The organism is Fictibacillus sp. FJAT-27399 (assembly GCF_001510655.1).
Taxonomy (GTDB): Bacteria; Bacillota; Bacilli; order Bacillales; family Fictibacillaceae; genus Fictibacillus_C; species Fictibacillus_C marinisediminis.
The window spans coordinates 187,087-208,512 of sequence record NZ_LMVC01000002.1 but is presented as its reverse complement, the minus strand read 5'-3'; the positions used below and the strand labels follow the sequence as shown (position 1 = coordinate 208,512).

The following is a 21,426-nucleotide window of genomic DNA, read 5'->3' as shown; positions in this document are numbered from 1 at the left end:
TCTCCAACGTTTCATAAGTACATTTCAACACTCAGTGATTTTGCAACCCTCTTACATTTTAGAATTTAAGCGTTTATGTTCCTTCCTGTCCTTCCCGAGTAATAATGTACGTGTCCATTATTAAAGGTGGTTGTTCCAGAAAACTCATGATAATGTGTCCCATCGCCCAGATGGACAGCAGGTCCCGTCTCTCCTGAAAACCCATGAACATGCCCATTTGCAAAAGTGGTTTTTCCCTCATAGTAATGAACATGAGTAATGGTGTTATTTACTGGTGTTGTTGTTCCCTGTACGTTGTGCGAATGTCCATTATTTATCGTCGTTTCCGTGGCATATTGATGTCGATGAAGAACTCTTTCATTCCATTCTATTTGTTCAATATCATGCTCGTGCACAGAACCCCTCCTCTTACTTGAAATACATCTGAATATATCTATGTAACAAATTAAAAACGTATAACTCCAATCCTTATTTACACAATTAAATTTATGGCAAGTTCCTTGGTGTAATGACCGTCTCTTTGATTCACGTAATCTATAAATCCATCACCCAAGTTATAACTTTGGATGGCGGTTTTTAGATCACCCTTTGTTTTTTTTAGTTGCTGTGCGTGTTTTCCAAAAACATCTATTCTTATACCGTTGACATACCATCTAAAGGCAGCTGAATCCTAAATTAAAGAACCCTTTAGTTTAAGTACGCTGGTGCGGAAAATGGTGCAATGCCTTTTAGATTCCCCGGCACTAATTTTGTACTAATAGAACATTCTAATCATATTCTTATAAAAGAATAGAATAAGAAGGAGTGTAGTTAGTTGATTAAAGTTAAGGTTAGTTTACGGCCCATTGTAAGTAAGGTAAATTTACCCACTGTTTTGAAAACAACTATACTTCCGGGTGACTCAATTGAAAGATTATTTATTGCAACCCAGGTAGGAGAGATCTTTTACATAGGAAACTCAAGTTTAAGGACTTTTTTAGATATTCGCCCGCGAATCATAAAACTAGGTGATTCTGAACTAGGTGTTTCTGGTAGTGGATATGATGAACGGGGATTGCTAGGTCTAGCGTTTCATCCAGAATTTTATTATAACGGTTTGTTTTATCTTCATTATTCAGTAGCTGGAACACAAGGTCCAGGTGCTCTTCCTGAACCTTTTATGCCTAACCCGTGTGATCCCAGAACTTTAAACCTAAGATGGATAAATAGAGAAACTCAATATGATCATATTGATACCGTTGAAGAATGGATTTTACAATCGAATGGTCAACCTCAAAAACGAAGGACATTACTTAACTTAAGAAGACCATTTTTTAATCATAATGGTGTCAATAGCTTAAACTTTTCACCTGAAACAGGAAAACTTGTTTTAACAACCGGAGATGGTGGATCAGGCAATGATCCATTTAATTTAAGCCAGGATGATATGGAAATCGCCGGTAAAATAATTGAAATTGATGTAGTTAAGAATACATTTACCTATAATCCACCCGTAGTCACACGTTTTAATGAACTTCCCGCACCTATTCAGGAAACGCTTACGGTAATTGCCAAAGGGGTTCGCAATATACCAGGCATCTCATTTCAAAGGTTTAATAATCAGTATATCAAATATGCAGGAAATGTCGGACAGGATTTGGTAGAGTCCATTTTTTCATTCGTTGATTATAAACCAATCCCGGTTACTCAGCTTATTCAAGCTTCTTTAATGAATTCTGAACCTGACCAAGAAGGATTTATTAACTTTGGCTGGCGAGGGTGGGAAGGTGCTTTTCCTGCTTCGATGATAAAAAGCTGCTCTGCAAATCCGACTTTGGATGAGAAAACAATGGCTTATTACAATGAAGCAGTAAAAACTTCAGTGAGGCGTCTTCAGCCCTTAACTTGTTATTTTCATAAAGATCCCCGACCCGATAAGTTTGGAGGAACTGCACTTACAGGAGTGCAAGCCTATATGGGGAATGGAATCCCCGATTTAATGGGAAGCGTTGTGTTTACCGATCTTGCCCGGGCAGAAGAATCTCACTCTCATGTTAGAGGGGTTTTAGCTTATACCAGGTTAAAAACAGATTGTAAACTAAATGATTTTAGTGTTATTAAAACCGATTATAATTTTGGGTCTCAATCAGCTTATTTTGTTAATCTGGGAACGAATCTGGATCAAACCAGACTATATTTAGGGGTTTATGGCTCTATGAAAGTGACTGATTTTAACCAAGGCACTGTTTTTGAAATTGTTCCATGATTCATAATTATAAAATTCTACTTAATACCAGATAAATCTCTTTCTTGGATTTAATTGAAATCGAAATATAAAACAAACTAGAGAGCAAATCATACTTCGAATCGAATAAAAAAGCCTTGGTATATATACCAAGGCTTTTAAGACTTTATCCGATAGAACCTTCCATCTCGAATTTGATTAATTGGCATTTTCATACTGTTTCATATTATTTTAAAAACCTTGTTAAATCAACGTTTTTGTTTTTGTGCTTTCATATCGTTTTAAGGTTTTTCAAGTTCAATCGGCACAAATCCGGCACGAAATCGGCACGTCGATGTATCTCTGTTTCTTTGTTGTAAAAAACCTTTATTTATTTTATGGCTGTGGTTCCCAAGAAAAAACTTGTGTGCGGAACACATTTTACCCTTTTTTCTCTTTTTTTAAAGCTACTCCCCAGCAGTTTAGCATCCACCGCTTTAACCATTCCCGATCCCATTTCCCCTTTTGATCGCTATTCTTCGACCTGCCTCTTGAGGTTTAATGGTCTGGCATTCATTGGCAATTTTTTGGATTTGAGCTTTAATCGGCAAAGGAAAAGGAGCGGGTCGCCTACTTTCCATGTTCATTCCCATCAGCATTTGTTCACTGGTGGCCAGCCGCTTTCCTTTTTGATCCTTCATCTCAAAAAAAACATGGAGACGTTTTGAATCATAATCCAACCACTGTACAAACACATCAATCTGCTCTCTCTCACGCACTTCAGCTAAATAGCAGAGATGGGTTTCAAGCGTATAGATGGAGTACTTCTCATGCTCCCTGAAGGTTTCATTTAACCCTATGTCTTCCATTAATCGGTCCACGGCTCTGCTGAATACAAGAGCATAGGCCGCATCATTCATATGGGCATTGTAGTCAACCCACTCTTTTTGTACCTTTTCCTTTAAAAGCGGTTTATTGATGTTATCCATAATAGAGTCTCCTTCATATAAGACCTACTTACAGTTTTCCGTTCAGATTAGCAGAGGGCCAATATTTTTCGAGCAGATCTGTTAATTCAATTAGAAAGTCATCACGGCGTTTTTCGAGAATGCTCATGTCCATCCCATCCGTTTGTTTTTCACAACCCTCAATGACTCGCTGAGCAAGTTCTTCCGTTAATTCGGGTGCAACAAGATGTGTCCATGGAAGTTTTAACGCAGGGCCAAACTGCTCAAGCATATGTCTCATTCCTTGTTTTCCCCCTGCCATATGAAGAGTGAGAAACGGACCCATTAAAGCCCACCGCAAGCCAGGCCCATAGACTATGGCCGCATCCACTTCCTCTGTCGTAGCCACTCCATCATTAACAAGATGGAGAGCTTCACGCCAAATGGCTTCCATTAAACGGTCGGCAATGTGACCATCGATTTCACGGGACACGATCAGTGCCTTCATCCGTACTGAATGGTAAAAGGACTGTGCCCGAACCATAACCTCTGAACTCGTTTGTTGTCCACCGACTAATTCTACGAGCGGCATGAGATACACGGGATTAAAGGGATGAGCGACAATGACTCTTTCTGGATGAAGGCAATCCTTTTGAAGGATACTGGGCATATAACCGGAAGTACTCGATGCGATGATGGCATTTGGTTTAGCCGCATGGGATATCGTTTTTAATAGGGAGCGTTTTAATTCTTCACGTTCGGGTGCGTTCTCTTGAATAAGATCCGCGTTACTAACTGCCCTTTCAAGATTTGGTTCGAAATGAAGGCGGTCAGGTGCCGCTCCAGCTGCCAGCCCTTGTTTTTCCAAGGAATTCCATGCCGATTTTACCGCTTGTCTCATTTTTTCTTCAGCGCCTGGTGCTGGATCAGTCGCTGTAACATGGTATCCATTAGCTAAAAACCGGCTGATCCAACCGTTGCCAATAACACCAGTCCCTACAACAGTGACGTTTTTCACTAATGACTGCACGTTATTCCACCTTCCCTTGTGGATCTTTTAAGCCAAGATGTTGTCTTGCCTCTTTTGGTGACATTGGACGAACACCTATATTTTCAATAATGGTTACTGTTTTATCAACGAGCTGTGCATTTGTAGCCAACGTTCCTTTTTCTAAGTACAAATTATCCTCTAACCCGACACGAATGTTTCCGCCAAGAAGCATGGATTGAACGGCAGCAGGTATTTGATGCCTTCCGATTCCAAATGCTGACCAGTGGGAATTTTCAGGAAGTTTTTCTCTCATATACAACATGGTTTCCGCATCGCAATCCGCTCCCCATGGAATACCCAAGCAAAATTGAAACATAGGATCTCCGTCAATTAGCCCTTCATTCACCAATTTTTTCGCAAACAATAGATGACCCGTATCAAAGCATTCTAACTCCGGCTTAACGCCGCATTGCTGAATGAGTTTAGCCTGTTTACGAAGCCAATCAGTAGGGCTTATATACAGCTGGTCTCCAAAATTCAAGCTCCCGCAATCCAGTGTACAGATTTCCGGCAACAGCTGCCCGACCGGATCATGTCGCTCTTCAGGAGTTTGAATATCGGTTCCTGGTCCGCCAACAGCCGGATTTTCTCTGCTGGGTATCCAATCCCCTCCACCGCCGGCTGTTAAATTTAAAATGACATCTGTGGCCGAGTCCCGCACGCGTTCAACCACTTCGGCAAATAATGAGGAATCATGACTAAGTGCTCCTGTTTTTGGATCGCGGACGTGAATGTGGGCGATTGCGGCTCCCGCTTTTGCGGATTCGATGGCAGATTCAGCGATTTCTTTAGGAGTCACCGGGACATAAGAACTTTTCTTCGTTGTCTCTCCTGCTCCGGTCACGGCACTAGTGATAATAACGTTATTTCTCATAGTATCCTCTCCTTGTTTGTAATTGTTTATGGTCAATATAAGGATAGAAGAGTTGTGTCAAGGTTTTGGTACGTATTTAAAAATCTCTTCACTTTCGAAGAACTCAACCAGGTTGCTCAACCACTGATAATAATTCAACCATTCTTTTGTTTCCTTTAGCAGGTCATTTATTTTTTCTTCACTTTCTTTGTCTATCTTTTCGTTTTCCAATAGATCAAGGAGCTCCCTGTTCAGTTTCTTCTCAAACATTTTGTTTTTATTGATAACTTTCCGCCAGTTTGAAGTAAACAGAGAAATGAAAGTTTGATAATAGTCTTGTTCAACATTATACAAATCCTTCCGAACCCCTTTTTCAAAAACCTTCTCCGCAATATTGAACTCTACCATTTCACGAACAACCTGGCTCATACGGGTTTTACTCATTCCCGTTGCATCCGAAAGTTCATCGAGCGTCATTGGTTTCCGATTCATATAGATAATGCCCAGTACCCGACCTACTGTGGGTGAAACGCCATAGGTGTTCATATTATCAGCTATTTTTTCAATAAATTGCTCTTCTACTTGATTGATTTTCTGTACGGGTTTCTCTTTCACAAGGACCCTTCCTTTCAATATCACCATATTTCTTTGCCCACTGTACCATATTCAAGATCGAATAGAAAATTAGGATTCCAAAGGATATCGCCGTAATTAAAAGGAAATGTAACCATATAGAATCTTAAACTTTGTACAATAAATATTTTACATATATTATAAACTATATAAACTTTTTATAAACTTTCTATTACACAACTTTTCTATTAAGCTTATATTGTGAGAAGTTTGGGCGGGGTTATCATTGTGTGATTACATTTCTTTAAAAATATATTGGAGGTGCTTGCTTTTGCTGAAATTTGAACATGTTTCTAAAGCGTATAAAGGCAGTAAAAAAGCAGTTAACGACATATCCATCGAGATTGAACGAGGAGAATTCATAGTATTCATCGGCCCAAGCGGATGTGGAAAAACAACAACCATGAAGATGATTAACCGCTTGATTGAACCTTCAGAAGGAACCATTTCTATTGAAGGGCAAAATATTCTTGAAAAAGATTACGTTCAATTAAGACGAGAAATCGGTTATGTCATTCAACAAATCGGCTTGTTTCCTCATATGACCATCCAGGAAAATATCGCTTTAGTTCCCAAATTATTAAAATGGCCGGAAAGTAAACGACGAGAACGTGCGATGGAGCTCCTGAAACTTGTAAATATGACAGATGATTTCCTCGATCGTTACCCTCATGAATTAAGTGGCGGACAACAGCAACGTGTTGGGATTTTACGTGCGCTGGCAGCTGATCCTCCTCTCATTTTAATGGATGAGCCTTTTAGCGCATTAGATCCTATTACACGTGATTCCCTTCAAGAAGAGTTTAAGAAGTTACAAAAAACTTTAAATAAAACGATCGTCTTTGTTACCCATGACATGGATGAGGCATTAAAAATTGCAGACCGTATTGTCATCATGCGTGACGGAGAGTTTGTTCAGATCGGAACACCTGATGAAATTTTACGAAATCCTGCGAATGATTTTGTGGAAGAATTTATCGGAAAAGAACGTTTAATCCAGGCGAGACCTTCTATCCAGACCGTCGAGCAAATCATGAATACTAATCCAGCAACGGTGACTGCACATAAATTACTCTCTCAAGCGATTACGTTAATGAAGGAAAAACGGGTGGATTCACTGCTGGTTGTCGATGAGCAGCATAAGCTCGAGGGCTATATTGATGTGGAGATGATTGAACAAAATCGCAACAAAGCTGACACAGTAGGTGAAATCATGGAAACCGTGTTTTATAAAGTAGAAACAGATACGCTGCTGCGGGATACCGTTTATAAAATCTTAAAAAGAAGCTTAAAATATGCTCCTGTCGTGGATAAAAATAATCATCTTGTAGGCATCGTAACAAGAGCCAGTCTTGTGGATATTGTTTACGATTCAATCTGGGGTAATGAGGAAGGCCTCGCCGCGGCAGGCCAGGAATAGGGGGAAGAAACGAATGGAAACCCTAATCAGCTTTTTAAACAGTAATTGGACAGAACTCCTTTTTAAAACATGGGAACATTTTTATATTTCCCTCACTGCTGTGATTCTCGGCATTTTAGTGGCTGTCCCACTAGGTATATGTTTAACCCGGATTCCTGGAATCGCCGGGTTTGTAATGGGCCTGGTCGGTGTGATTCAGACACTGCCCAGCCTGGCTATCCTTGCGTTTTTTATTCCTCTGCTTGGTGTTGGAAAAATCCCAGCAGTCATTGCTTTATTTTTCTATTCAGTCCTGCCTATCCTGCGAAATACCTATACCGGAGTTAAAGGTTTAGACAAAAACCTATTAGAAGCCGGGCATGGGATGGGGATGACTGGATGGGAACGAATCCTCTATGTTGAAATCCCGCTTGCCATTCCCATTATTATGGCAGGGATCCGTGTATCTACCGTTTATCTAATTGGCTGGGCGACACTTGCCTCATTCATTGGCGCCGGCGGGCTGGGAGATTATATTTTCTCAGGCCTGAATTTATACCAGCCGGAATTTATTATAGCCGGAGCAGTACCGGTTACATTATTGGCACTTCTCGTAGATCTGCTATTAGGACGGCTCGAATACGCAGTGACACCAAAAGGAATGAAAAAAGCGGATCAAACGGCTTAGAAGGGGGACACCAGAAAATGAAAATAAAACAAAAAGGGATCATTGCAATGATGCTTTTGTTCGTATTGGTAATGAGCGGGTGTTCTTTGCCGGGTTTGAGCAAGACCTCTGATCATACGATTGTAATTGGTACGCTCAATACTACAGAATCCCAAATCATGGGGAATATAATCCGTCAAATGATCGAACACGATACGAATCTAAAAGTAGAAATGGCCAATAACCTCGGCTCCTCCATCGTTCAGCATAAAGCGATGATGAATGGCGATGTAGACATTACAGCGACGCGATACACAGGGACAGACCTTGTCGGGGCCCTGGGAATGGAGCCGGTGAAGGATCCGAAACAGGCATTATCGATCGTTCAAAAGGAATTCTCAAAACGCTACCATCAAACGTGGTTCGATTCCTATGGATTTGCAAATTCCTATGCTTTTACAGTGAGGAAGGATTTAGCAGATAAGGAAAACCTGAAGACGGTCTCTGATTTAAAAAAGATCGCTCCGGATTTACGGCTAGGAGTAGATAATGCCTGGTTAAAGAGGAAGGGTGACGGCTACGAGGGATTTGTCCATACGTATGATATGGAGTTTGGAAAAACGTTTCCAATGCAAATAGGTTTAGTTTATAAAGCTGCAGCTAACGGAAAGATGGATGTTGTTCTAGCCTATACAACGGATGGACGTTTGAAATCTTATAACCTCAAAGTGCTGAAGGACGATAAGAAATTTTTCCCACCGTATGATGCTTCCCCGGTTGCTCGGAATGAAGTGTTGCAAAAACATCCAGAAATCAAAAAGATTTTACAAAAACTTCAAGGAAAGATTGACACTGAAAAAATGCAGGAGCTTAATTATGAAGGTGATGGAAAAATGAAAGAGCCGGCTACGGTCGCGAAAGAATTTTTACAAGAGCATCACTACTTTGAGTAACAAGATAAGGAGGTGTTGGCAGGATGGGAACAATAAAAGATTTGTGGCTGTATTATAACCAAAACTTTGACTACGTGTGGACCGAATTCTACCGCCATTTTCTAATGTCGGCATATGGGGTATTATTTGCGGCAATTATTGCGATTCCATTAGGCATCTTGATTGCCCGTTATGCCAAATTAAGCCAATGGGTGATCTCACTGACAAATATCATTCAAACCATTCCGGCATTAGCTATGCTTTCTGTGCTCATGCTGGTTATGGGGTTAGGAACGAATACGGTCGTTATGGCTCTTTTTCTCTATTCACTGCTTCCTATCATTAAAAATACGTATACCGGAATTTGCAGTGTGGACAAAGCTTTACTGGAATCTGGAAGAGCAATGGGCATGACGAAAGTGCAGATCTTGCGAATGGTTGAGCTCCCACTTGCAGTTTCTGTAATAATGGCCGGACTTCGGACAGCGCTCGTTATCGCGATCGGAATAGCTACCATTGGTACATTTATCGGTGCCGGCGGATTAGGTGATATTATCGTAAGGGGAACAAATGCCACAAACGGAACAGCCATTATTTTAGCAGGTGCTATTCCAACAGCTTTGATGGCCATATTAGCAGACATTCTAATGGGCTGGATGGAACGGACACTTTCACCCGTAAAAGGGAAAAATCTTCAAAAATCATGATGACATTCATTCACAAGCTGGACTTCTTCCATGGTTTTTTTGAAGGCATCGTGTAGAATAGTAAGAACATCTTCAGGTAAATCCTTCAGTGCAATCAGGCCGGTATAAACATCGAAAGAAACATCTGACCATTTGTCCTTAGCCAAAGGTATGTCCTTATATTCTTCAACAACTTTGCTGCCCACGTTCACTAATGGTCGTATTTCACCTGCATCAATTTGAGACTTTGCTTCTTGAATCTGTATTGCTGCTTAGGTTATTTACGGCTAATAAATAACAATAAATTTTTATACTAAACCGCCGATTCTTCGAGGACCTCATGATACGCGTTCCGAATAATTTTTTTGACTTTATTGTTGGTGTTTTGTGGGTGAAAATCTTAATTAAGGTATAAATTAAATTTTACTCACAAAACAAAAATCCCTTGATACCAATGGTATCAAGGGATTTTAGTCTTAATACATGCTAATATATTGTTCACGTTCCCAAGGGTGAACTTGTGTACGGAATATATCCTATGTATTTTTCTACAATTGATAATTGTCTAAAACCGCATCAAATCAATACTTTTAAAAGTAAGTGAGTATTAAAATATATTACAGTTAAAAAATTCAGGGTTTTTAAATTTATCCTATTTGATTGTGTTTTCTGATTCAATACCTATTTCGGAAGCGACAATTATTTAATTATCTTCAGTGTACTGAACAAAAGATTTTGAGTTGGCACGAAACTGGCACGACTCTAATTTTCACATAAAAAAGCCTTGGTATATCCCTTATATACCAAGGCTTTTCAGACTTTATCCGATAGAACCTTCCATCTCGAATTTAATCAGACGGTTCATTTCAACCGCATATTCCATTGGAAGTTCTTTTGTAAATGGCTCGATGAAGCCCATTACGATCATTTCTGTTGCTTCCTGCTCAGAAATACCACGGCTCATGAGGTAGAACAATTGATCCTCTGACACTTTTGAAACCGTAGCTTCATGCTCAAGAGTAATATTGTTGTTCAGAATTTCGTTGTAAGGAATCGTATCTGAAGTGGATTGGTTATCCATAATCAATGTATCACATTTGATATTGGATTTGGATCCTTCAGAACGGCGTCCAAAGTGAGAAATACCGCGGTACGTAACTTTACCGCCATGCTTGGAAATTGACTTCGAAACGATAGTAGATGAACAATCAGGCGCTAAGTGAAGAACCTTCGCTCCAGCATCCTGATGCTGTCCTTTCCCTGCAATCGCGATGGAAAGGATAGTTCCTTTTGCCCCGCGTCCCTTCATAACAACGGCCGGATACTTCATGGTCAGGCGTGAACCGATGTTTCCATCTACCCATTCCATTGTTGCATTTTCTTCTGCAACGGCACGTTTTGTTACAAGGTTATAAATGTTATTCGCCCAGTTTTGAATGGTTGTATAACGAGCATAAGCGTTCTTTTTAACAATGATCTCAACAACCGCACTGTGCAGAGAGTTCGTTGAGTACACTGGTGCTGTACATCCTTCTACATAGTGAACGGAGCTGTCTTCGTCAGCGATGATCAGGGTACGCTCGAATTGACCCATGTTCTCAGAGTTAATTCGGAAGTACGCCTGCAATGGAGTATCACATTTTACGCCTTTTGGCACATATATGAAAGAACCACCGGACCATACAGCCGAGTTAAGAGCAGCAAACTTGTTGTCAGAAGGAGGAATAATCGTTCCAAAATACTCTCTGAAAATTTCTTCGTGCTCTTTTAGCGCTGTATCAGTATCTGTAAACAGAATCCCTAAGTCAGTAAGGTCTTCTTTCATGTTGTGGTATACCACTTCTGATTCGTATTGTGCAGAAACTCCTGCGAGATATTTTTGCTCTGCTTCAGGAATTCCAAGCTTATCAAACGTAGCCTTAATCTCAGGCGGCACTTCATCCCAAGACTTTTCGGACTTCTCGGACGGCTTTACATAGTACGTAATGTCATCAAAGTTCAAGTCTTTCAAGTTTCCGCCCCATTGAGGCATAGGCATTTTATAAAATTGCTCTAAAGATTTCAAACGGAAGTCCAGCATCCATTGTGGTTCGTTCTTCATCTTGGAGATTTCTACTACAACTTCTTTAGTCAATCCGCGTTTTGAGCGGAATATCGAAACGTCTTTATCGTGAAAACCGTATTTGTATTCACCGATATCAGGCATTTTCTTAGCCATCGTTTCATCCCTCCTTAAAGGATACAATTCTCTTGCAATGGCACAAAAACTTCTTTGAACGGGTGTCTGGCACCAGCAATTTAACCCACTTGGTGCCTGACACCATTTAAAAAGAACTAATTGCTTCTATGAAATAGTAACTTACACCACCAGTTTAACCCAAATGATGCATTACACCAAATAAAAAGTGAAAATCACTTCTCTGAAATGGTGCCTGGCACCCAATTAAAAGAACAAATTGCTTCTTCGAATATTTGATGTTTTATTCTTCTTTTTCGTGCCCTACGCCCTTCTCCATCGCTTTCCAGGCAAGGGTGGCACATTTTATGCGGGCCGGGAATTTGGAAACACCCTGCAGGGCTTCAATGTCACCGAGATCAAATGTTGTATTATCATAATCTTTACCCAGCATCATATTGTAAAATACATGTGCGAGCTTAACCGCGTCCTCCACAGATAAACCCTTTACCGTTTGTGTCATCATGCTTGCAGAAGCAAGGCTGATTGAGCACCCTTCTCCATCAAACTTCGCGTCAGAAATTTTTCCATCGTCCACCTTCAAATGAAGCTGAATTCTGTCTCCGCACGTTGGATTATTCATGTTGATGGTGACCGAATCATCGGCTAATTGCCCTTTATTGCGAGGGTTTTTGTAATGATCCATAATGACTTGCCGGTAAAGCTGATCTAAATTAGAAGACATGGCCGAAATACTCCTTTGTCGTGACTAATCCCTTTACAAAAGAATCAATCTCGTCTTTGGTGTTATATAAATAAAAGCTTGCCCGTGCGGTTGAAGATGCATTCAGCCATTTCATCAATGGCTGGGCGCAGTGATGTCCAGCGCGCACGGCAATTCCTTCAGCATCTAAAACAGTGGCTACATCATGAGGATGAACATCGTCGATATTAAACGTCACGATTCCAGCACGGTCCTTAGGCCCGTAAATGGTAATGCCCTCAATTTCCGACATGCGCTCAATAGCATACTCCGCAAGATCATGTTCATGCTTTTGAATGTTTTCAAGCCCCATTTCCTGAAGAAAATCAATGGCTGCCCCCAAACCGATCGCTCCTGCAATGATTGGAGTGCCTCCTTCAAATTTCCAAGGAAGCTCTTTCCATGTGGAGTCATACAAATCAACGAAATCGATCATTTCTCCACCGAACTCAACAGGCTCCATTTGGTTCAGCAATGCTTTTTTTCCGTAAAGTACACCAATACCAGTCGGCCCGCACATTTTATGGGAAGAGAAGGCAAAGAAATCGCAATCCAGATCTTGAACATCCACTTTTAAATGTGGTGTGCTCTGCGCCCCATCCACTACCATTACAGCTCCGTTTTTATGAGCGATCGCTGCAATTTCCTTTACAGGATTAATTGTTCCCAGCACATTGGATACGTGCATAACGGATACGATTTTAGTTTGTGGAGTTACGGTATTTTCAACATCCTGAAGATCAATGGATCCATCTTCTTTTAAAGGAATGTATTTAAGTGCCGCACCGGTTTTTTTAGCAACCTGCTGCCATGGAATAATATTGCTGTGATGTTCCATCGGCGTAATGACGATCTCGTCGCCTTCTGACAGGTTCGTTAAACCGTAGCTTGCTGCAACTGTGTTGATTGAGGTCGTAGTTCCACGTGTGAAAATAATTTCCTGTGTGGATTTCGCGTTAATAAAACGCCGAACTTTCTCCCTGGCTCCCTCGTAGCCGTCAGTAGCTCTGGTCCCCAAAGTATGGACACCCCGGTGAACGTTTGAATTGTATTCCCGGTAATATTTTTCCAGCGCTTCAATGACAGATACCGGCTTTTGTGAAGTGGCGGCACTATCAAAGTAAACAAGCGGTTTTCCATTGACTTCCTGATGCAGGATCGGAAACAGCTTTCTTACTTCATGTGCGTTCATTATCTGACTTTCCTTTCTATTACCTCAACTAAACGTTTTTTCACGGATTCAAGCGGCATCTCATTGACAACAGGCCCTAGGAAACCATGAATGATCAATCGTTCAGCCTCAGCTTTTGATATTCCGCGGCTCATCAAGTAGAACAACTGAATCGGATCAATTCGTCCAACTGATGCGGCGTGGCCAGCTGTAACATCATCTTCATCGATCAAGAGAATCGGGTTCGCATCTCCGCGTGCTTTTTCGCTCAGCATTAATACCCGTTCTGTCTGTTCGCCGTTTGATTTTGTCGCACCATGTTCAATCTTTGTAATTCCATTGAAGATCGAGCTTGCAGAATCCTTCATTACTCCATGAGTTAAGATGTAGCCTTCAGAGCTTTTTCCATGATGGAAAATTTGAGCAACAAAGTTCTGTTTTTGATCACCCTGGCCGATATTTACAGTCTTCGTGTCTGTGAATGAACCGTCTCCGACAAGATGTGTTGTATTATCAGATACTGTGTTTCCATCATTAAGCTGTCCTAATGCCCACTCGATTCGCGCGTCGCGTCCTGCACGTCCTCGGCGGCTGATATAGGAAGTCATTCCTTTGGCCAGATTATCGACAGCTCCGTACACTACTTTAGCTCCTGAACCTGCAAAGACCTCAGATACGATATTGGCAACAGATTCACTGTTTTCGTTTGTTGACAAGTAGTTCTCAACATACGTGACCGAACTGTTGTCTTCCGCTGCGATGATGACATGGTTAACGAGCCCTGTTTGCTCATCATCATGGAAGTAGATCGCCTGAAGCGGAGTTTTCAATTCTACATTCTTTGGAACATAAATGAATGCACCATTGGTTACTAGTGCCGCATGAATGGCTGTAAGGCGGTTTTCGTCAATGCTGACAGCTTCTTTCATGAAATACTTTTGAAGAAGGTCTCCATGCTTTTGAGCTGCAGTTACGAAATCGGTGAAAATGACACCTTGAGAAGCCAGCTCTTCTGTAACCGATGAGTGAGCGACGTTTCCGTTGCGGATCACAAGCAGATTGCCCGCTTCTTCATCACTAATTAATGCTTTCACTTGCTCAGGAAGGTCTGCGCTTTCCTCAGCAGTGCTCACGTGATTGAATTCAGTAAGGTTCCATTTATCAATTTTTGTTTTATCAGGTTTAGGCATGGGAAGCTGCTGTGCCAATTCCAATGCGCGTAAACGAAGTTCTGAAAGCCATGCTGGTTCTTGGCGGCTTTCAGAGAACTTGCTTACATAATCCCTGTCATATTTTAAAGAAGTTTCAACTGACATGTACAAATCCTCCTAACTTGCTTACGCCTCTTGGCCAACAGTTTCGTCTTCAATTCCCAACTCTTCCTTAATCCAGTCATATCCTTCCGCTTCTAGACGCTGTGCAAGTTCAGGTCCTCCTGATTTTACAATGCGCCCTTGCATCATCACATGTACTTTATCTGGAGTGATGTAGTTAAGTAAACGCTGATAGTGAGTAATGATTAAGCAGCCAAACTCTGGGTTTCTCATTTCATTGATGCCTTTAGCTACTACTTTAAGAGCATCGATATCCAAACCAGAATCAATTTCATCCAAGATGGCAATCTTAGGTTCGATCATCATCAATTGAAGAATTTCATTACGTTTCTTTTCTCCACCAGAGAAGCCTTCATTTAAATAACGGTGAGCAAACGCATTGTCCATTTCAAGAAGCTCCATCTTCTTATCCAATTCACGGATAAATTTCATAAGAGAAATTTCCTGACCTTCTTCTCGGCGTGCATTAATAGCAGAACGCAAAAAGTCAGCGTTTGTAATTCCGCTTACTTCACTTGGATATTGCATCGCTAGGAAAAGACCAGCTTTTGCACGTTCGTCAACTTCCATTTCGAAAAGGTCTTCTCCGTCAAATGTAACGTTTCCATCGGTCACTTCGTATTTAGGGTGCCCCATTAACGCAGATGAAAGAGTGGATTTACCTGTTCCATTTGGCCCCATGATCGCATGGATTTCTCCGCCGTTTATTTCAAGGTTTAAACCTTTGATGATCTCTTTGTCATCGATAGAAACACGCAGGTTTTCAATCTTTAAATTTGGTGTAGACATAAAATTTACCTCCATCTTATATTTCAGTGAAATATATTGTTAATGTGAACAAGAATGAAAGCTTCTCTCATTCCATTCTCAATTTATTCTCATTCTAATATTATAACAAATTTATTTTATCTTCAACCTGTAGGAGTTATTGGCAGAAGAAAATGCAAAAACTACATAAATAGAAAATCAGCACCCAGTTCTGAATGCTGATTTCCCTACTTATACTATAGAATTTTTCGTTCCATTTCATTAGAAATTTCTAAACTTTTTTGATATTCTTTATCACGTTCTTGTTCAATAGTGATTCGTTTTTCTAGATTTCGTTCATATTCAGCATAACCAATACCATGATTCTTTTGCATGGCTTTTTCCATTTCAGGAGTGTGGTTAACTTTAATCGAGTGAATAATGAATCATTCCTTTCGTGTATATAACACTTAATCAACGTATATAGCGTAACAAAGCTACTCCTGTGATTCAATTTCCATTCAGCGCCATATATGCAAGGCTCAAGGGTTATTCTTTTGTTGAACCATAATGAGTCATGAATCCTTATATATCCTCCCAAATGCTTGCTTATGTGAGCAAATACAAAAAAGAGTCCCAATTATGGAACTCTTTTATTTTTAATGCATGGGATTGTTTAATTCCTGGATGCATTCCTGAACAAGTGTTACACCTTGGCTCATAGCAGCTCCGCCGCCAAAAGCTGCTGCAACTCCCACAGCCTCAAGAATTTCATTTTCACTGGCTCCCTGATCCAAACAGCCTTTCGTGTGATAGATGATACAGTATTCATCCTGAGAATAAATACTGATCCCTAAAGCCATCAGCTGCTTGTTCTTTTCAGAGATCTCGCCTTCCTTGAAACAATGGCGTGTGAATTCACTGAATGAATGGACCAGTTCAGGCATATTTTCCGTATACTTACCGAGACCTTCTTTATAGCGGATCAGATGGTGCTGCGTTGAGTTTTTTCCAGACATTTCTTGATGTTCCATTTCCTTTTCATCCTCCTGTCCATAAGATAGACAAGATTTAGTATGAGTTATAGCTATTTTTCTTATCCCAATTTTAAAACGGGAGCTGAACTTTTTGCTTCAAGTCTTCTGCAGTCGGGAATATAATAGGCTAAAAGAAACTGGCTGAAAAAAAGGAGTAAAAGATGGAAGAGGAAAAGGTAAAGAAGTCATTGATTGCAGGTTCAATCGGATTGGGTGCCCTTGCAGGCGCTGCAGGAGCGGCAGCTTTTTATTCTGCGTTTATTGAACCGTACTGGTTTGATGTTAAAAAAATCGATATTAAGCTCCCCAGGCTCCCAGCGGCCTTTAAAAAATTTCATATTGTCCATATTAGTGATTTTCATCTGGGCTTTCATTTTAAGGCCAGGCATATTGCTAAGATGGCAGATAAAATACAGAAGCTTAATCCTGATATGATCGTCTTCACAGGCGATTTGGTGAATTCCCACCGGTCGCTGAAAACCGTTATAAAGAGTCTTCCTTACTTAAATAAAATCAAGGCACCCTTCGGTAAATTCGCGATTCTCGGTAATCATGATTACCTTGAAAGTATCGATACCATTTCTGAACTGCTGAGAAAAAGCGGCTTTGAACTTCTAATAAATGAGAAAAGGATGATTAAAAAAGAAAATGATGAGCTGTACCTCGCAGGATTGGATGACTATCTGAGAGGAGAAGCAGATATCGAAAAAACACTGAATGGTATTCCTTTAGACCGTTTTACTCTTCTGCTTGCCCATGAACCGGATTATTTCAAAGTCAGTTCCAAATTCCCTGTAGATCTGCAGCTGTCTGGCCATAGTCACGGAGGACAAGTCCGAATGCCATTGTTCGGTCCGATCATCACTTCAAAAATGGGAAGGAAATACCATAGTGGACTTTATGAAACAGAAAACAAATTTCTATATACCAACAGAGGAATGGGAACTACTCATCTGCCCTTCCGTTTCTTCTGCCGGCCTGAAATTACATCCATCACATTAAAATAAGACGGCATCTATGAACTGCACCCTCCAATTGTTCCAGTGTCTAACAATAAGGATGCAGTTCCATGCCGCCTTGTTCACCCTTCTTTTTGCGGTGGCAAATGGGTAACATACGTACCAGCGATCAAATCATGGATGCCTCTTTTGTCTTTGCGGATACCGACCATAAAGGCGCTGACAATCAACGCAATTCCAAGGGTTAACCCATATATTAAGCCGCCGACTAACACTCTCAGCACCATTGCCCCAATTCCAAGCTTGCTTCCGTCCGCTTTAACAATCCTGATTCCACAGATTCTCTTGCCAACCACATAACCGTTCCAGTAAATGGGCAGCAAAAGCGCATAAAGAAAACTAATCACATTCATGAACCAGTCTCCACCCGGATCTTCTGATACAAAGTTACCTGTGAATAAATAACCGATTAATGATAATGGAATACCAATAATAAGGCCATCCAATATACTGGCTCCAAACCTGATCCAAAAACCAGCCGGTTGCTGTACTTCCATCCTGCATCCCTCCATCAATAAATTGTTAAATCATCTTACAGTTATTACAAATGGACAAAAAAAAGAACAGCCCAAAGGCTGTCCTTCTTAAAATCATTTATTTGTTTACCGGTACAACAGCACCCTTATATTTCTTTTTGATAAAATCTTGAATTTCTTTAGAGTGAAGCACTTCAACAAGGGTTTTCACCGTTTTAGCATCTTTATCGCCTTTGCGCACAGCAATGATATTTACAAACGGTGAGTCAGATCCTTCAATTGCAATGGAATCCTTTTGAGGGTTCAACCCAGCATCGATCGCATAGTTCGTGTTGATCAATACAGCGTCTCCTTCACCGTTTTTATACGCTTTTGGAAGAAGGCCAGCTTCAACATCTGCTTTAAATTTCAAATGTTTTGGGTTTTTGGCAATGTCTTTAATCTTTGAGTTGTAACCTTTTCCAGGTTTAAGTTTGATCAAGCCTTCGTGCTCAAGCAATGTTAGCATACGTCCGTGGTCAGCAACGGAATTACTCATGATGATCGTTGCTCCGTTTGGAAGTTCTTTTAAAGACTTGTACTTTTTAGAATATACTCCGATCGGTTCGATATGAATACCGCCGGCGTTCTCAAATTTGTAATTTTTATTTTCTTTCATTTGTGATTTCAAATACGGAACGTGCTGAAAGTAGTTGGCATCAATTTCATTGTTTGCAAGTGCTTTATTAGGAAGTACATAATCCTGGAACGTTTTAATTTCAAGATCAATTCCTTTTTTCTTCATTAAAGGTTTAGCTGCTTCAAGAATTTCGGCATGCGGAACATTGGATGCTCCCACAACAATCTTATCGTCAGCTAGTTTTTTGTCTTTCCCTCCGTTTGCACCACATGCAGCAAGGGCTGTTGTCAATGCAAGTAAAAGAACGAGTGTAATGATTTTTTTCATGTTGTTCCTCCTGGTTGTGTAATTTAGATTTTAACGTTTATCAAGACGGCGAGTTACATTATCCCCAATAAACTGGATGATAAACACAATGATTAGAATGATAACTGTAGCGACAAATGTAACATCATTTTGCGTACGCTGGAAACCTTCAAGGAACGCCAAATTCCCGAGCCCGCCTGCTCCGACTACCCCCGCCATTGCTGTATAACCGACAAGCGCGATTGAAGTTACCGTAATCCCGGAAACTAATGCAGGAAGGCTTTCAGGGATCAAAACTTTAAAAATAATTTGAGCGTTGCTCGATCCCATCGATTTTGCCGCTTCGATTACCCCTTTATCAATCTCGCGAAGTGCTATCTCAACCATCCGGGCATAAAACGGTGCAGCTCCAATAATCAAAGCAGGCAATGCTGCATTGGCGCCAAGCATAGATCCTACTAACAAGAGCGTAAACGGAAGCAATAAAATGATCAGGATAATAAACGGAATGGAACGGAAGATATTTACGATCGCTGAAAAGACAAAATTTAAAAACCGATTCTCCCATAGGTTCCCTTTACCCGTTAAAAATAATGCTAATCCTAAAAGAAGACCTAAAATAAAAGTGGCAAGAACCGCAACAGCTGTCATGTACAGTGTTTGTCCGGTGGCACCCCACATTCCACTCCATTCCACATTCGGAAAAAGACTATTCATATGAGATCACCTCCACTTCTACTTTCTGCCCATTCATATAGGCTACCGCTTCCTGAATTTCAGTATCTGTTCCTTCCAGCTGGATGAACAACGTTCCATATGGCCCGTTTTGTGTTTGTGATACCTTACCCTGCAGGATATTCACCTGAACGTCAAATTTACGGATCACATCTGTAATAACGGGCTGTTCTGCACTTCCTCCAACAAAGGTAAGCTGTACAATTTGGCTCTGAGGTTTTTCAGATGCCAGCTGCTTGATCATGTCTGTCGTTTCTTCTGGCTCTGTTACTTGCTTAACAAAATCTTTTGTAATGGACTCTTTAGGTTGCCTGAATACTTCCAAAACCGGCCCTTGTTCCACTATTTTACCGTCTTCCATAACAGCGACCCGATGGCAGATCTTACGGATGACATGCATCTCATGTGTGATAAGAACAATGGTCAAGCCGAGCTTTTGATTGATCTCAACTAATAAATTAAGGATGCTGTCTGTTGTTTTCGGATCAAGGGCTGAAGTCGCCTCGTCACAGAGAAGAACTTTAGGGTTATTGGCCAGTGCACGTGCGATCCCGACTCTTTGCTTCTGTCCTCCACTCAATTGGGAAGGATACGATTCTCCGCGGCCCTCTAATCCAACAAGTTTAATCAGTTCATCCACCCGCTTCAGGCGCTCTGCTTTCGGCACACCTGCAATCTCAAGTGGAAATGCAATGTTTTCCCTTACTGTTCTGGACCAAAGCAGATTGAAATGCTGAAATATCATGCTGATTTCCTGCCGAGCTTTTCGAAGCTCGTTGTTACTAAGTTTGGAAAGATTTTTTCCCGCAACGTTAACATCTCCGCTCGTCGGTCTTTCCAGCATGTTCAGCATTCGGATCAGTGTACTTTTACCTGCACCACTGTATCCAATAATCCCGAAAATTTCTCCTTGATCTATAGAAAGATCGACATGGTCAACTGCGTTTACAGCTCCGTCTTTCGTCTGAAAAATCTTTTTTACTGCGTCTAATGTTATCAAGAGACCGGATCCCTCACTTTCTGAAAAATAAAAAATGCCCTTCTGCCAGGTCATGAGCAGAAGGGCATAAAAATTTATATGCACCGTCATCTCATCTCCCAAAGCAGGTTGCTTTGCAGGATTTGGCACCTTTTCAAGCAGGAAGCTGCTTAACGGTTGCCGGGTTTCATAGGGCCAGTCCCTCCACCACTCGCGATAAGAACGAATTTGTTATTCGTTATTTAGTTAAAATTTCTTAACACGTTTCGAATTTTAACATCACCTTTATGGAGTGTCAATCCATAACTCCTGTTTATTTAGATAGAAGGACCCGATTCTTTTGGCTTAGGACTCCAATTTGCATAAAAACAGAAGAGATTCTAACTTAAGCTGTTCTCTGTATGTTCCCGTAAAAGTTACTCTTTTTATCCTGATTAAATCGCTCAGACGCTGCTGGCCTTCAAACACCTCATGCAAATCATCCATCCTGCCTGTAAGCATGGATATCCGTTCTGATCCGTTATACTTATTTACGAAGGAAAAACATAATCGTTCTCCGTCAGCCGTCACACTGGGAGTCTCCGTGCCTATCAGCGGCTGAAGGAAGGCCGTTTTTTGAACCTGTTCCTGCCAAAGAACCCAATCCATAAACATCCCCCTTTTAAAAACATGTATATCTTAATGTTCGGGAGA

General features: G+C 40.9%; 25 protein-coding genes and 1 riboswitch. Of the genes, 6 read left to right on the top strand and 19 right to left on the bottom strand.

The genetic code is table 11. The features are described 5' to 3' along the window. Positions 1 to 65: 65 nt before the first annotated feature. A complete protein-coding gene (locus tag AR335_RS06070; protein ID WP_062233152.1) occupies positions 66 to 395 on the bottom strand; it encodes a YmaF family protein in 330 nt (109 codons plus the stop codon). Between the two features lie 77 nt (positions 396 to 472). After that, positions 473 to 631, bottom strand: a complete 159-nt coding sequence (locus tag AR335_RS22965; RefSeq protein ID WP_234293273.1) for a lysozyme family protein — start codon at positions 629 to 631, stop codon at positions 473 to 475. 183 nt (positions 632 to 814) lie between these two features. On the opposite strand from AR335_RS22965, the gene AR335_RS06065 reads away from it, so the two are divergent. Further along, positions 815 to 2,245: a PQQ-dependent sugar dehydrogenase gene (locus AR335_RS06065; RefSeq protein ID WP_062233150.1), complete on the top strand. Its 1,431-nt coding sequence runs from the start codon at positions 815 to 817 to the stop codon at positions 2,243 to 2,245. Between the two features lie 455 nt (positions 2,246 to 2,700). On the opposite strand, the gene AR335_RS06060 is transcribed toward AR335_RS06065, so the two are convergent. Genes AR335_RS06060 through AR335_RS06045 form a run of 4 tightly spaced genes read right to left on the bottom strand, consistent with a single transcriptional unit; the run spans position 2,701 to position 5,696 of the window. Further along, positions 2,701 to 3,192, bottom strand: coding sequence for a thioesterase family protein (locus AR335_RS06060; protein WP_062233147.1), 492 nt, complete (start codon positions 3,190 to 3,192; stop codon positions 2,701 to 2,703). A 28-nt stretch (positions 3,193 to 3,220) separates the two neighbouring features. After that, positions 3,221 to 4,180: a 3-hydroxyacyl-CoA dehydrogenase NAD-binding domain-containing protein gene (locus tag AR335_RS06055; RefSeq protein WP_062233144.1), complete on the bottom strand. Its 960-nt coding sequence runs from the start codon at positions 4,178 to 4,180 to the stop codon at positions 3,221 to 3,223. Position 4,181: 1 nt separating this feature from the next. Further along, on the bottom strand, positions 4,182 to 5,075 hold the full coding sequence (locus tag AR335_RS06050) for a 3-keto-5-aminohexanoate cleavage protein (protein WP_062233140.1): 894 nt from the start codon (positions 5,073 to 5,075) through the stop codon (positions 4,182 to 4,184). Positions 5,076 to 5,132: 57 nt separating this feature from the next. After that, positions 5,133 to 5,696, bottom strand: coding sequence for a GbsR/MarR family transcriptional regulator (locus AR335_RS06045; protein ID WP_369795798.1), 564 nt, complete (start codon positions 5,694 to 5,696; stop codon positions 5,133 to 5,135). 262 nt (positions 5,697 to 5,958) lie between these two features. On the opposite strand from AR335_RS06045, the gene AR335_RS06040 reads away from it, so the two are divergent. Genes AR335_RS06040 through AR335_RS06025 form a run of 4 tightly spaced genes read left to right on the top strand, consistent with a single transcriptional unit; the run spans position 5,959 to position 9,392 of the window. Continuing rightward, positions 5,959 to 7,107, top strand: a complete 1,149-nt coding sequence (locus AR335_RS06040) for a betaine/proline/choline family ABC transporter ATP-binding protein (RefSeq protein WP_062233134.1) — start codon at positions 5,959 to 5,961, stop codon at positions 7,105 to 7,107. A 13-nt stretch (positions 7,108 to 7,120) separates the two neighbouring features. Next, positions 7,121 to 7,774, top strand: a complete 654-nt coding sequence (locus AR335_RS06035) for an ABC transporter permease (protein ID WP_062233131.1) — start codon at positions 7,121 to 7,123, stop codon at positions 7,772 to 7,774. A 17-nt stretch (positions 7,775 to 7,791) separates the two neighbouring features. Next, entirely contained in the window at positions 7,792 to 8,706 is a 915-nt protein-coding gene (locus AR335_RS06030) for an osmoprotectant ABC transporter substrate-binding protein (RefSeq protein ID WP_062233128.1), read from the top strand. Between the two features lie 23 nt (positions 8,707 to 8,729). Continuing rightward, positions 8,730 to 9,392 (top strand): ABC transporter permease, encoded by a 663-nt coding sequence (locus tag AR335_RS06025; RefSeq protein ID WP_062233125.1) that lies wholly within the window; start codon positions 8,730 to 8,732, stop codon positions 9,390 to 9,392. On the opposite strand, the gene AR335_RS06020 is transcribed toward AR335_RS06025, so the two are convergent. The 8 genes from AR335_RS06020 to AR335_RS05990 all read right to left on the bottom strand — a co-directional run bounded on the left by AR335_RS06020 (position 9,380) and on the right by AR335_RS05990 (position 16,596). Then, positions 9,380 to 9,583, bottom strand: coding sequence for a hypothetical protein (locus AR335_RS06020; RefSeq protein ID WP_062233121.1), 204 nt, complete (start codon positions 9,581 to 9,583; stop codon positions 9,380 to 9,382). The genes AR335_RS06025 and AR335_RS06020 overlap by 13 nt on opposite strands. A 608-nt stretch (positions 9,584 to 10,191) precedes the next feature. Next, complete coding sequence (gene sufB / locus AR335_RS06015) at positions 10,192 to 11,589, bottom strand: Fe-S cluster assembly protein SufB (RefSeq protein WP_053357276.1); 1,398 nt, start codon at positions 11,587 to 11,589, stop codon at positions 10,192 to 10,194. Positions 11,590 to 11,851: 262 nt separating this feature from the next. Next, the gene (gene sufU / locus AR335_RS06010; RefSeq protein WP_062233119.1) at positions 11,852 to 12,292 is read right to left on the bottom strand and encodes a Fe-S cluster assembly sulfur transfer protein SufU; all 441 of its coding nucleotides are present in this window, start codon (positions 12,290 to 12,292) and stop codon (positions 11,852 to 11,854) included. Beyond that, positions 12,282 to 13,502, bottom strand: a complete 1,221-nt coding sequence (locus AR335_RS06005; protein ID WP_062233116.1) for a cysteine desulfurase — start codon at positions 13,500 to 13,502, stop codon at positions 12,282 to 12,284. The genes sufU and AR335_RS06005 overlap by 11 nt, the downstream gene beginning before the upstream one ends. Then, entirely contained in the window at positions 13,502 to 14,797 is a 1,296-nt protein-coding gene (gene sufD, locus AR335_RS06000; protein WP_062233113.1) for a Fe-S cluster assembly protein SufD, read from the bottom strand. Before sufD ends, AR335_RS06005 begins: the two co-directional genes overlap by 1 nt. Before the next feature lie 21 nt (positions 14,798 to 14,818). Then, positions 14,819 to 15,604, bottom strand: coding sequence for a Fe-S cluster assembly ATPase SufC (gene sufC, locus AR335_RS05995; RefSeq protein ID WP_053357272.1), 786 nt, complete (start codon positions 15,602 to 15,604; stop codon positions 14,819 to 14,821). Positions 15,605 to 15,819: 215 nt separating this feature from the next. Then, complete coding sequence (locus AR335_RS24650) at positions 15,820 to 15,957, bottom strand: hypothetical protein (protein WP_197275540.1); 138 nt, start codon at positions 15,955 to 15,957, stop codon at positions 15,820 to 15,822. 264 nt (positions 15,958 to 16,221) lie between these two features. Further along, positions 16,222 to 16,596, bottom strand: coding sequence for a carboxymuconolactone decarboxylase family protein (locus AR335_RS05990; RefSeq protein WP_082683377.1), 375 nt, complete (start codon positions 16,594 to 16,596; stop codon positions 16,222 to 16,224). A gap of 164 nt (positions 16,597 to 16,760) precedes the next feature. On the opposite strand from AR335_RS05990, the gene AR335_RS05985 reads away from it, so the two are divergent. Continuing rightward, complete coding sequence (locus tag AR335_RS05985) at positions 16,761 to 17,606, top strand: metallophosphoesterase (RefSeq protein ID WP_062233107.1); 846 nt, start codon at positions 16,761 to 16,763, stop codon at positions 17,604 to 17,606. Between the two features lie 74 nt (positions 17,607 to 17,680). Here AR335_RS05985 and AR335_RS05980 read toward each other — a convergent pair whose 3' ends face one another. The 5 genes from AR335_RS05980 to AR335_RS05960 all read right to left on the bottom strand — a co-directional run bounded on the left by AR335_RS05980 (position 17,681) and on the right by AR335_RS05960 (position 21,381). Further along, positions 17,681 to 18,115: an RDD family protein gene (locus AR335_RS05980; protein WP_062233104.1), complete on the bottom strand. Its 435-nt coding sequence runs from the start codon at positions 18,113 to 18,115 to the stop codon at positions 17,681 to 17,683. Between the two features lie 97 nt (positions 18,116 to 18,212). Beyond that, positions 18,213 to 19,040: a MetQ/NlpA family ABC transporter substrate-binding protein gene (locus AR335_RS05975; protein ID WP_062233101.1), complete on the bottom strand. Its 828-nt coding sequence runs from the start codon at positions 19,038 to 19,040 to the stop codon at positions 18,213 to 18,215. Positions 19,041 to 19,070: 30 nt separating this feature from the next. Next, complete coding sequence (locus AR335_RS05970; protein ID WP_053357268.1) at positions 19,071 to 19,736, bottom strand: methionine ABC transporter permease; 666 nt, start codon at positions 19,734 to 19,736, stop codon at positions 19,071 to 19,073. Further along, positions 19,729 to 20,754, bottom strand: a complete 1,026-nt coding sequence (locus AR335_RS05965) for a methionine ABC transporter ATP-binding protein (protein ID WP_062236900.1) — start codon at positions 20,752 to 20,754, stop codon at positions 19,729 to 19,731. The genes AR335_RS05970 and AR335_RS05965 overlap by 8 nt, the downstream gene beginning before the upstream one ends. A gap of 88 nt (positions 20,755 to 20,842) precedes the next feature. After that, positions 20,843 to 20,956: riboswitch (SAM riboswitch) on the bottom strand. Positions 20,957 to 21,078: 122 nt separating this feature from the next. Next, positions 21,079 to 21,381 (bottom strand): hypothetical protein, encoded by a 303-nt coding sequence (locus AR335_RS05960; RefSeq protein ID WP_053357267.1) that lies wholly within the window; start codon positions 21,379 to 21,381, stop codon positions 21,079 to 21,081. Positions 21,382 to 21,426 lie beyond the last annotated feature (45 nt).

Bases quoted from the DNA above. Each gene is read 5' to 3' on its own strand.
- AR335_RS05985 (WP_062233107.1), top strand. From the start codon at position 16,761: ATGGAAGAGGAAAAGGTAAAGAAGTCATTGATTGCAGGTTCAATCGGA.
- sufD (WP_062233113.1), bottom strand. From the start codon at position 14,797: ATGTCAGTTGAAACTTCTTTAAAATATGACAGGGATTATGTAAGCAAG.
- AR335_RS05990 (WP_082683377.1), bottom strand. From the start codon at position 16,596: ATGGAACATCAAGAAATGTCTGGAAAAAACTCAACGCAGCACCATCTG.
- AR335_RS24650 (WP_197275540.1), bottom strand. From the start codon at position 15,957: ATGCAAAAGAATCATGGTATTGGTTATGCTGAATATGAACGAAATCTA.
- AR335_RS06005 (WP_062233116.1), bottom strand. From the start codon at position 13,502: ATGAACGCACATGAAGTAAGAAAGCTGTTTCCGATCCTGCATCAGGAA.
- AR335_RS06050 (WP_062233140.1), bottom strand. From the start codon at position 5,075: ATGAGAAATAACGTTATTATCACTAGTGCCGTGACCGGAGCAGGAGAG.
- AR335_RS06025 (WP_062233125.1), top strand. From the start codon at position 8,730: ATGGGAACAATAAAAGATTTGTGGCTGTATTATAACCAAAACTTTGAC.
- sufC (WP_053357272.1), bottom strand. From the start codon at position 15,604: ATGTCTACACCAAATTTAAAGATTGAAAACCTGCGTGTTTCTATCGAT.
- AR335_RS05970 (WP_053357268.1), bottom strand. From the start codon at position 19,736: ATGAATAGTCTTTTTCCGAATGTGGAATGGAGTGGAATGTGGGGTGCC.
- AR335_RS05980 (WP_062233104.1), bottom strand. From the start codon at position 18,115: ATGGAAGTACAGCAACCGGCTGGTTTTTGGATCAGGTTTGGAGCCAGT.
- AR335_RS05975 (WP_062233101.1), bottom strand. From the start codon at position 19,040: ATGAAAAAAATCATTACACTCGTTCTTTTACTTGCATTGACAACAGCC.
- AR335_RS05960 (WP_053357267.1), bottom strand. From the start codon at position 21,381: ATGGATTGGGTTCTTTGGCAGGAACAGGTTCAAAAAACGGCCTTCCTT.
- sufU (WP_062233119.1), bottom strand. From the start codon at position 12,292: ATGTCTTCTAATTTAGATCAGCTTTACCGGCAAGTCATTATGGATCAT.
- AR335_RS06045 (WP_369795798.1), bottom strand. From the start codon at position 5,696: ATGGTGATATTGAAAGGAAGGGTCCTTGTGAAAGAGAAACCCGTACAG.
- AR335_RS06035 (WP_062233131.1), top strand. From the start codon at position 7,121: ATGGAAACCCTAATCAGCTTTTTAAACAGTAATTGGACAGAACTCCTT.
- sufB (WP_053357276.1), bottom strand. From the start codon at position 11,589: ATGGCTAAGAAAATGCCTGATATCGGTGAATACAAATACGGTTTTCAC.
- AR335_RS06030 (WP_062233128.1), top strand. From the start codon at position 7,792: ATGAAAATAAAACAAAAAGGGATCATTGCAATGATGCTTTTGTTCGTA.
- AR335_RS06060 (WP_062233147.1), bottom strand. From the start codon at position 3,192: ATGGATAACATCAATAAACCGCTTTTAAAGGAAAAGGTACAAAAAGAG.